This window comes from Noviherbaspirillum sp., from assembly GCF_036846085.1.
In the GTDB taxonomy this organism is placed as follows: Bacteria; Pseudomonadota; Gammaproteobacteria; order Burkholderiales; family Burkholderiaceae_D; genus Noviherbaspirillum.
On the sequence record NZ_DAIUCO010000206.1, the window covers coordinates 1 to 9,856 of the forward strand.

The following is a 9,856-nucleotide window of genomic DNA, read 5'->3' on the forward strand; positions in this document are numbered from 1 at the left end:
GCCTGATCCATATTGGCCCCGCTGGCCGCCTGCTGAAATTGCGCCGGCAGCTTGTCCATCAGGCTGGATAAACCGCCCATCTTCTTCATCTGCGAAATCTGGACCTTGAAGTCGTTCAGGTCGAACTTGCCGCCGACCTTGATCTTCTCGGCCAGATCCTGCGCTGCCGCGACGTCCACGCCCTTGCGCGCCTCCTCGACGAGCGCGAGGATGTCGCCCATGCCGAGGATCCGGTTCGCCATCCGGCTGGCATCAAATGCCTCCAGGCCGTCGAGCTTTTCCGCCACCCCGGCGAATTTGATCGGCTTGCCGGTAATGTGCCGGACCGACAGAGCGGCGCCGCCACGTGCATCGCCGTCCAGTTTGGTGAGCACCACGCCGGTCAGCGGCAGTGCGTCGTTGAAAGCCTTGGCGGTATTGATCGCGTCCTGGCCAAGCATGGCGTCGACCACGAACAGGGTCTCGATGGGCTTGACGGCCGCATGCAATGCGGCGATCTCCTGCATCATCGCTTCGTCGATGCCGAGGCGGCCAGCGGTATCGACGAGCAGCACGTCGTGATAGTGCCGCTTGGCATAATCCAGCGCCGCCAGGGCGATATCGACCGGTTTGTCGGTCGGCTCGGACGGGAAAAAATCGGCGCCGGCCTGTCCGGTGACGGTCTTCAGCTGGCCGATTGCCGCCGGTCGGTAGACGTCGGCGGATACCGTCAGGACCTTTTTCTTCTTTTCTTCGCGCAGGTATTTCGCCAGTTTGCCGACCGTGGTGGTCTTGCCGGCGCCTTGCAGGCCGGCCATCAGGATGACCGCCGGCGGCTGGGTGGCGAAATTCAATTGGGAGGCTTCCGGGCCGAGGTCGGCGCCCATGATGGCGGCAAGCTCGCGCTGCACCACGCCGACCAGCGCCTGGCCGGGCGAAAGGGATCCGATGACTTCCTCGCCGAGCGCCTTTTCCTTGACGCGGCTTATGAACTCCCGAACCGCGGGCAGGGCGACGTCGGCTTCCAGCAATGCCAGCCGTACTTCGCGCAGCATCTCGGCGGTGTTGGATTCGGTCAGGCGCGCCTCGCCGCGCATGGTCTTGACCACTTTGGCGAGACGTTGGGTCAGATTGTCGAGCATGGGATGTGAACTTTATGTAAGAGGATGAGGCGGTGCAGGCCCGGCAGTAGGCCGATGGCGGACACCGAAACCGGCCTGTCATTTTACCCGATGCCCTTGCCGTATTCCGCTGCGCCGGCGCAAGCTGCGGAAACCCGCACGGCTCGCACCGGAAATTCCGCCTTTCCGCATCAAGATACCCGCCGCTCCCTGACAAATCCCGTAAAAACAAAGACTTGTCGAGAGGAAACTGCTTGGCACGGACGCTGCATTGGCTGTTCATCACAACAAATAACCGGAGACAGCCATGACGAAGTACTGGAAAACAGCAGGTGCGGTATTGCTGATGTGCGCAACCATGACCGCGGCGAAAGCGGAAGACGGGGTGAGCGATACCTCGATCCTGATCGGACAGACGGTGGCCCTGACAGGCCAGATCGCGGGCGCGGTCAAGGAAATGAACGAGGGCGCGCAAGCCTATATCAGTTCGGTCAACCGCAGCGGCGGCGTGCACGGCCGCAAGATCGAGATACGTACGCTGGACGATAAATTCGATCCGGCGCTGGCCGCCAGCAACGCCGAAACGCTCATCCGGAAGGAAAAGGTCTTCGCCTTGTTCCAGAATCGCGGCACGCCGCACACCGAGGCACTGCTGCCGATACTGATGGCGAATGGGGTACCGCTGGTTGCGCCAAGCACCGGCGCTGCGCTATTCCACCGCCCCGTGAACCGCCTGTTGTTCAATGTCCGGGCCAAATACCAAGATGAGGTGGTGAAGGCGGTCGAGCACTTCACCACGGTCGGCGTGCGGGAAATCGGTCTGGTGCATGTCGATGATTCCTTCGGCGGCGATGCGCTGGCGGGATTCAACAGCGCAATGGCGTCGCGCAAGCTGACCCCAACCGGCATCGTCAAGTTCGACCGGGCAAAGCCGGATATCGACGCGGCGTCGAAGGCCGCGGTCAAGAATGCGCCAGGCGCGCTGATCATCGTCGGGTCGGCCACCACGACCGCCGACCTGATCAAGGCGATCCGTGCCGGCGGCAACCAGGCGCAGATCATGACCTTGTCGAATAACTCGTCACAGGCGTTCGTCAGGAGTCTCGGACCGGCCGGCATCGGCGTAATTGTTTCGCAGGTCACGCCTGCGCCGCACCTCGTCTCCAGCGGACTGGGACAGGAGTTCAAGCTGGCGGCAAAGGAGAGCGGGGCGACGGTTTCCTACGCCGCGATGGAGGGATTCGTTGCCGCCAAGGTCCTGGTCGAAGGCCTGCGCCGCGCCGGACGCAACCTCACGCGGGAGAGCTTCATCCGGGCGCTGGAATCGGTGCGGCGAATCGACCTCGGCGGCCTGATGGTCTCCTATAGCGAGACGGACCATACCGGCAGCGAGTTCGTGGAGCTGACGATGATCAGCCGGGACGGCCGCTTCCTGCGCTGAGCATGGTTACTTCGCCGTTCTCGGTTTTCGCGGGACGAAGTCGAAATTGAAGGCGAGCGGCTGGGTGCCGCCACTCGCGATCCTGACGGTCTGTGCCAGCGGCGGCTTGATGCTTCCCAGGTCCGGATGCCATGCCTTGATTTCATAGGTGCCGTCGGGCAAGCCCTCAAGCCTGGCGGACCCGGCGGCATCGGCCAAAGAATAGTAGGGCGTGTCGACCACCATGACGTAGGAGCGCATCCAGCCATGCAGGAGACAATAGACAACGACCAATCCCGGCTTGTCGAATACCACCGGCGGCGGCGTTCCCTTGTCGTATACCTTGTACTCGAATTCCTTGGCCGGTGAAAACGATTTGACGTGATGTTCGATCTTGTCGTTGTTGGGAAAGCTGATCGCGGTGCCGGTGCGCACGACGCTGACGTAAGGCTTGAACTGCAATTCTTCCTGGACGATCGTGGCGGGCTCCGGAACACGTGACGGTGGCGGCACGGCTGTCCCGACCGGTGTTGCGAACAGCACCACGTTGTTCAGAGCGGCGCCCGATTTGTCGGTGATGGTCGCGGTGACATTGCCCGCATGGGCGGGAGCTGCTGCAAGGACTGTGGATGCAAGCAGCGTTGCGAAGCATCGACGAAGGCGCAGGGTGGAGGAAAGATGATTCATGGCATCACCGCGTGACGACGTCGCGCTGCATCGGCGCCAGCTTGGCGACCAGCTTGTTCTGCACGCTGGAGGGAATGTTGTTCTTCTCCATCGCGATCTGCAGATCTTCCGCCAGCGCGTTGAAGGCGGCGTTCGTGATCTTCAGGTCTTCATGGATGGTCTTCATATCCTTGCCGCTGTACTTGCAGGGACCGCCGCCGAGTTCGCAGAACTGCTCCGCCAGGAGCAATGCAAGACGTTCCATATCGGTATCCTTGAAGGATTCGCTGATCCGGGCATCGGCAAGCACGATGACGAGAAAGTCGTCCACCACCTTGCGGATACCTTCCTTGCCGCCCAGTCCCTGGTAGATCGCATCGTGCGCCGGCGGCGTTTGTGCGATTGCGGCGGAACCCATCGGCAGAGCCAGCAGGAGAGCCAGGACAGAGATTACGCAGCGCAATATCGATTTCATCATTTCCTCGTTCATATAAAGTTAGAAGCCTGCCTGCAACGACAGATAGAAGCCTTTCTGCCGTTTCGGATTCAGGATGGTGATATCTCCGAGCGCGACGTAGGCGGCGGTGATCGAGATATGTTTGTTTGGAAACCATGCGATGAAGGCATCGTAGTAATCCTTCTCGTCATCCACTGCCAGGTTGTGCGGCTTCATTCGGTATTCGAGCCCCACGGCCATCTTCCGGTTGACCAGGTAGGCGGCGGAGATTTCCAGCATCGGCTGATAGCGGTCGCGCCGGTCGCCACCGAACCCCAGCAGGCCCATCTGGTTGGCCTTGGTGGCGCGCAGCGTGCCATTGAGAAGCAGGCTTTTGTCGAGCAGGATCTTGGTGGCGGACACGTAGTAGTCGATGCCGTCGTCCTTTTTTGCGCCGAGCTGGGTAACGCTGGTGACGGGACCGAGGCCGCGCACGCCCTCATTGCGCTTCACCATCAGGCCGACCGCGACCTGCGGCATGGCCGAATCCTGGTCATACACCGCATCGCCGGCGACCTTGAGCTTGGCGCCGAAGATATCCTGCCGGATCTCCAGGTTGTTCAGCGGTCCGTCGGTCCCCTTGAAGATTTGCTTGGTGGCCGACAGTTCGAGCCGGTCGGCGAGACCGATCGCAACGCCATAGACGTCGAGCGAATGATCTTGCGTCCTGACCGCGGTGTAGTGGGCGTTGCCGCCGTAGCTGTCGCGCGTCCCGTACCCGGTAATGAGCGCCCAGGGCGTCAACCCGCCACCGCCCGCGCCTTCGACCTGGCTGACTCCGCCGGTGGCAAGCAGCTTTCCGCTATCCGGCGTCCCGATGCCTTGTGCCTGCGCGGCCGCTGCGCTGATTGCGCAGAACGCGGCAAGCACCCGCAGTGATGTTGAAATGACCATGCTGATTTTCCCCTTGCAATACGTTTGTGCCGACACGGTTGGGTTGCGGGATATGATACGTAGAGGAAACTATTTCGGATTCAAGCCGGACCAGGTGAATTTGCGGTTTTCCGCACACCGCGGCGGCGTGCAAGGACGGACATGAAAAACGCTTCAATAAATCAGGCACTTATGCGATTGTGCAACCTGGCACAATCGCTGCACGCTCCGATGGCTATCCAGATAAAGACCTGATGCCCGCATGACTTCCAGAAAAAGCATCACCCTGCTTCTTCTTGCCCTATGGTGCTCGGCCGCCGTGGTGGTGGGCGCCTACCTGATTGGCGAAAGCAGGGCGCGCAGCGACATCGAATCCGGCAGCGAGCGCCAGTTACACCTCATTGCGCTCAACCTGGAATCGGTGCTGGAGAAATTCGAAACACTTCCTTTCGTGGTCGCGTTCCAGCCCGAAGTGACACAGGCGCTGGCCACGCCGGACAACAACGCCGTCATTCACCGGCTCAACCTGATCCTGCAGGCGATCCAGCGGCAGGCGAAGGTCAGCGCAATTTACCTGATGGACCGTGACGGCAATACGCTCGCCTCGAGCAATTGGGACGAACCGCTTAGCTTCGTCGGCAGGAACTTCAGTTTCCGCCCCTATTTCTACGATGCGTTGAAGGGCGACGCCGGGCGTTTTTACGGGATCGGCAATGCGACCGGCGAACCCGGTTATTTCATCGCCCAGCCGGTGTATCCGGTAGCGGTTGCGCGCGGCAAGGGCAATCCGGCCGGCGTCATCGCCGTGAAAATCAGCCTGTCCGAATTCGAGGAAACCTGGCGCAGCAGCGAGGACCCCATCGCGCTGGTCGACAAAAGCAAGGTTGTTTTCCTCAGTAACCGTCCGGACTGGAAATATCACAGCACCGTCGCGCTGGATGCGAACGCCCAGCGCGACCTTGCCGATACGCTGCAGTACGCCGGCCGGAAAATTACGCCGATCCGGGATCTTCCCGCATCCATGCATGCAGGGTTCGGCGAATCGGTTTCGCAACCGATCGGCCGCCTGGGCTGGCAACTGATGCTCTTTCCCTCGCATGCGCGGATCGAACGTAGCGCCACGCTCACAGCATTGGCTTCTGCGCTGCTCCTGGCAATCGCCGCGATTTCGTCATGGGCGCTGTATCAGCGCCGGCGGCGCATGGAGGAGCGCATGGCGTCGCGCAGGGCGCTGCAGCAGGCGGCGGAGGAACTTGACCTCAGGATTGCGCAAAGCACCGAGGCCTTGCTGACGGCGAATCAGACGCTGGAAACGAAATACGCCAAGCTGAAGGAAACCGAGCATATCCTGCGTTCCACCCAGAATGAACTGGTGCAGGCAGGCAAACTGGCCATGCTCGGACAGATGGCCGCCGGCATGACGCATGAACTTAATCAACCGCTTACCGCCATTCGCGCCTTCGCCGACAACGCGGTCACTTTCCTCGCCCGCGGGCAGATCGGACCTGCGAGCGAGAACCTCACGCACATCAGTGCCGCCAGCGGAAGGATGGGCGCGATCATCGGGCAATTGAAGGGTTTTGCCAGAAAGAGCCATGAAACGGTGTCGTCGGTGGACCTCGCGCAATCAATCCTTGCGTCGGCGGCACTGCTGGACAGCGAATTCCATCGGAACGGCGTGACGCTGGACATGGACGTTCCGGCGCCGCTCAGCGTGGTCGGCGACGCGGTACGGATCGAGCAAGTGCTGATCAACCTGATGCGCAATGCCATCGACGCGGTGGAAGGCGCCACGACGAAACGGGTGTCGATCCGCCTGCAGCGCCAAGAGGACGATGCGGTCATTGCCATCCGTGATTCGGGCGCCGGCATTCCGGAACAGGTGGCACAGCATCTGTTCGAGCCGTTTTTTACGACCAAGCCATCCGGCAAGGGATTGGGGCTGGGGCTGGCAATTTCCTCGTCCATCGTCCAGGCGATGAACGGCCAGCTTGGCGCGCACAATCCACCCGGAGGCGGCGCCGAATTTGTGGTGCGATTGCCGCTGCAGCAGACGGAGACGCCGGCAGCGAAAGGAGAACAGCTTGTCAGTATGTGAAGCATTGTTGATCGAAGACGAACAGGCGGTGCGGATGGCGACCACCCAGACGTTGCAATTGGGCGGCTTTACCGTGCATGCCTGCGCCAGCGTCGAACAAGCGCAAAAATGGCTGCAACCCGGCTTTCCCGGCGTCGTGATAACCGACGTTCGACTCCCAGGCAAGTCCGGCCTTGACCTGCTGGCGCAGTCGGTGGCGCTCGACCCCGATCTGCCGGTCATCCTGGTGACCGGCCATGGCGATGTCGGCATGGCGGTCGAGGCGATGCGGACCGGCGCCTATGATTTCATCGAAAAGCCGTTCGCCGCCGACCGATTGATGGAAACCGTGCGCCGCGCGCAGGAAAAGCGCAGCCTGGTGCTGGAAAACCAGCGGCTCAAAGCGGCATGGCTGTCGCATCCGGACATGCCGGCGCTGATCGGACAGTCGCCGGCGCTCGAACGTGTCCGCACCCTGATCCGCAGCGTCGGGCCGACGGCCGCCGATGTGCTGATCAATGGCCAGACCGGGAGCGGCAAGGAAGTCGTCGCGCGCCAGTTGCATGCAGCCAGCGGGCGCAAGGGACCGTTCGTCGCCATCAACTGCGGCGCGCTGCCGGAGACCGTATTCGAAAGCGAGATTTTCGGCCATGAGGCCGGCGCATTCACCAGCGCGCAGAAGCGGCGCATCGGCAAGCTCGAGTACGCGAATGGCGGCACGGTGTTTCTCGACGAAATCGAAAGCATGCCGATGGCGTTGCAGGTCAAGCTGCTGCGCGTATTGCAGGAGCGCCAGCTCGAGCGCCTGGGCGGCAATGATCCGATCCATATCGACTGCCGTGTCATTGCCGCCAGCAAGGCGGACCTGTTGCGGCTCGCGTCCCAGGGCAGTTTCCGGGAAGACCTCTATTACCGCATCGGCGTGGTCGCCATCGATCTGCCGTCGCTCGCGGAGCGCCGCGAGGACATCCCGTTGCTGCTCGCGCACTTCGTCCAGGGTGCCGCGATCCGCTATCAACGTCCGGTGCCGCAATGGACCGCTGCGCAGATGGCAATGTGGCAGGCACAGGATTGGCCGGGGAACGTGCGCGAACTGCGCAATTTTGCCGACCGTCTCGTTCTCGGCATCGGAATCCAGGGCGGCGCCGGCCATGCGGAGGATGGAAAGTTACAGGGGGAAGGAAAGCCGGGCGTTGCATCCCAAAGCCTGCCGCAGCAAGTCGATGCGTTCGAACGCAGCCTCATCATTCAGGCACTCGCGGCGAATGAGGGAAGTGTCGCGGCGGCGGCGGAACATCTTGGCGTACCGAAAAAAACTTTGTACGACAAACTGAAAAAATACCAATTGCCCACGGGACGCGGTTTGGATGCCTGACAGTGCTTGTCGGCGGACCGACATGGTGTAAACTCGATCCCTGTTTTTGACCTCTTCCCGCGATGCAAATATCCCTTCTTGTCCTGGCTGCATTGTTTTATGCAATCTGCGCGCTGCTGCCGTCGCAACGGCGCGGCGCGATCGCCGCCGGCACGGCCATCGGATGGCTGATGCATGGCGCCGCGCTATGGGGCGGCATGGTCGCGCCTGACTCCCTGCGGATCGGATTTGCCATCATGCTCTCTGCCACACTCTGGATATCGGTTGCCGCATACTGGCTGGAGAACCGCAATTTTTCCCTGGACGGTCTGCGCGTGCTGGTGCTGCCCTGTGCAGCCGTCGCGGCAATGCTGCCGCTGGCGTTCCCCGGCAGCGTGGTGCCGCTGGCCGGCAAATCAATCTGGTTTTCCTGGCATATCGCGATTTCCATCCTTGCCTACAGCACGCTGACGATCGCTGCGTTTCACGCGGTGCTGATGGCGCTCCAGGAATCCAAGTTGCATACACGCCCCGACGCAGCGCAGCGCGGGTGGCTGGCCGCCGCGATCGACCGGCTGCCTGCCCTGCTCACGATGGAGCGGCTGCTGTTCAGGCTCATCGCCTTCGGCTTCGGGCTGCTTACCCTTACCGTGTTGTCGGGCATCGTATTCTCCGAAAAGCTGTTCGGCATCCCCTTCAAATGGGACCATAAAATCATCTTTACGCTGTTGTCCTGGGCGCTGTTCGGCCTGCTTCTGGCCGGGCGGCACTGGCGCGGATGGCGCGGCAAGACCGCATTGAGCTTCACATTGTCCGGTTTCGCCACGCTCCTTCTGGCATACGTCGGCAGCCGCTTTGTACTGGAAGTCGTATTGCATCGGGGACTCGCGTGAAAGTACTGATCTGGGTCGTGCTCGCCGCGGTCGTCGTTCTCTGGCTTCTGTACGGTAAGAAGAAATCCCTTCAGACCAAGGCGAAGCCCCAGGAAAAGCCCCTGATGGAGGGCGCGGAAGCGATGATCGAATGCGCCTATTGCAAGACCCACGTGCCGGCATCGGAATCGGTTGCCGGTCCCTCCGGTGCGGTCTTCTGCAGTGAAGAGCACAGGCGTCTGGGCGCTTCTCCGCGGTAATGCTGATCGCCAGCCCGGTCACGACCGAGACCCGAGAAACGCTCTGGCGAACGCTGCAAACCTTCAGCTTCACGCGCATCGTCATTGCCGGCGTATTGCTGGTCTATCTGAGTTTCAATACCAAGCAAGGCTTCGACCAGGGCATTGAATTCGTCGACTGGCGGACCTGCGCCGCCTATCTCGCGGCAGCCTTTGCCTTTGCGGCGTTGACGATTTACCTCCAGCGCCGTTACCTGTTGCAGCTGATCGCACAGATCGCCGTGGATGTCAGCGCGATATCGCTGCTGTATGTCGCCGCCGGTGGCGCGAAGAGCGGTCTTGCCATCCTTTATTTGTTCCCGATCGCAGGCTGCGCGATCCTTGCGCCGCTGGTACTGGCGCTGTTCTTTGCCGCCCTGGTCACCATCGTCATGCTCGGCGAGGCCGGGTACCAGCTCATCAGTACTTCCGCCGAAGCCGTGATTTCACGCGCCGGATTGTACGGGGCGGCATTCTTCGCGGCGGCTTACGTCATCAACCGGCTGGCCGCCAGGCTGATCAAGCAGGAAAACCTGGCAATGCAGCGCGGCCGCGACTTGCGTATACAAGAAGCGATCAATCGCCTGGTCATCGCCGACATGGGCGACGGCATGTCCCTGCTGCGCCCGGACACAGACGTGCCGAACGGCGGCAAAGTTCGGTGATTTTGGATTTTAGATTCCTGGGTATGCAGTTGATTCAGGCGCACACTACTGGTAG

Annotated in this window: 10 protein-coding genes; 6 read left to right on the plus strand and 4 right to left on the minus strand. The window is 61.5% G+C overall.

Features of this window, described 5'->3' with window-relative positions; genetic code table 11:
- The coding region (locus V7080_RS19580; RefSeq protein ID WP_334190076.1) for a signal recognition particle protein at positions 1-1,121 on the minus strand (1,121 nt) is incomplete at its 3' end.
- 286 nt (positions 1,122-1,407) lie between these two features.
- On the opposite strand from V7080_RS19580, the gene V7080_RS19585 reads away from it, so the two are divergent.
- A complete protein-coding gene (locus V7080_RS19585; protein WP_334190077.1) occupies positions 1,408-2,541 on the plus strand; it encodes an ABC transporter substrate-binding protein in 1,134 nt (377 codons plus the stop codon).
- A 6-nt stretch (positions 2,542-2,547) separates the two neighbouring features.
- Here V7080_RS19585 and V7080_RS19590 read toward each other — a convergent pair whose 3' ends face one another.
- The 3 genes from V7080_RS19590 to V7080_RS19600 are packed head-to-tail and all read right to left on the minus strand — an operon-like array spanning position 2,548 to position 4,576.
- Positions 2,548-3,207: a methylamine utilization protein gene (locus V7080_RS19590; protein WP_334190078.1), complete on the minus strand. Its 660-nt coding sequence runs from the start codon at positions 3,205-3,207 to the stop codon at positions 2,548-2,550.
- 4 nt (positions 3,208-3,211) lie between these two features.
- Positions 3,212-3,661, minus strand: coding sequence for a group I truncated hemoglobin (locus V7080_RS19595; protein WP_334190079.1), 450 nt, complete (start codon positions 3,659-3,661; stop codon positions 3,212-3,214).
- A 21-nt stretch (positions 3,662-3,682) separates the two neighbouring features.
- Complete coding sequence (locus tag V7080_RS19600; protein WP_334190080.1) at positions 3,683-4,576, minus strand: DUF3034 family protein; 894 nt, start codon at positions 4,574-4,576, stop codon at positions 3,683-3,685.
- Between the two features lie 241 nt (positions 4,577-4,817).
- Here V7080_RS19600 and V7080_RS19605 point away from each other — a divergent pair, with 241 nt between their 5' ends.
- The 5 genes from V7080_RS19605 to V7080_RS19625 all read left to right on the plus strand — a co-directional run bounded on the left by V7080_RS19605 (position 4,818) and on the right by V7080_RS19625 (position 9,801).
- Positions 4,818-6,653, plus strand: a complete 1,836-nt coding sequence (locus V7080_RS19605; RefSeq protein WP_334190081.1) for a sensor histidine kinase — start codon at positions 4,818-4,820, stop codon at positions 6,651-6,653.
- A gap of 34 nt (positions 6,654-6,687) precedes the next feature.
- On the plus strand, positions 6,688-8,007 hold the full coding sequence (locus V7080_RS19610) for a sigma-54-dependent transcriptional regulator (RefSeq protein WP_442947257.1): 1,320 nt from the start codon (positions 6,688-6,690) through the stop codon (positions 8,005-8,007).
- Between the two features lie 62 nt (positions 8,008-8,069).
- Positions 8,070-8,879: a cytochrome C assembly family protein gene (locus tag V7080_RS19615; RefSeq protein ID WP_334190083.1), complete on the plus strand. Its 810-nt coding sequence runs from the start codon at positions 8,070-8,072 to the stop codon at positions 8,877-8,879.
- On the plus strand, positions 8,876-9,118 hold the full coding sequence (locus tag V7080_RS19620) for a PP0621 family protein (protein WP_334190084.1): 243 nt from the start codon (positions 8,876-8,878) through the stop codon (positions 9,116-9,118). Before V7080_RS19615 ends, V7080_RS19620 begins: the two co-directional genes overlap by 4 nt.
- Positions 9,118-9,801, plus strand: a complete 684-nt coding sequence (locus tag V7080_RS19625) for a hypothetical protein (RefSeq protein ID WP_334190085.1) — start codon at positions 9,118-9,120, stop codon at positions 9,799-9,801. The genes V7080_RS19620 and V7080_RS19625 overlap by 1 nt, the downstream gene beginning before the upstream one ends.
- Positions 9,802-9,856 lie beyond the last annotated feature (55 nt).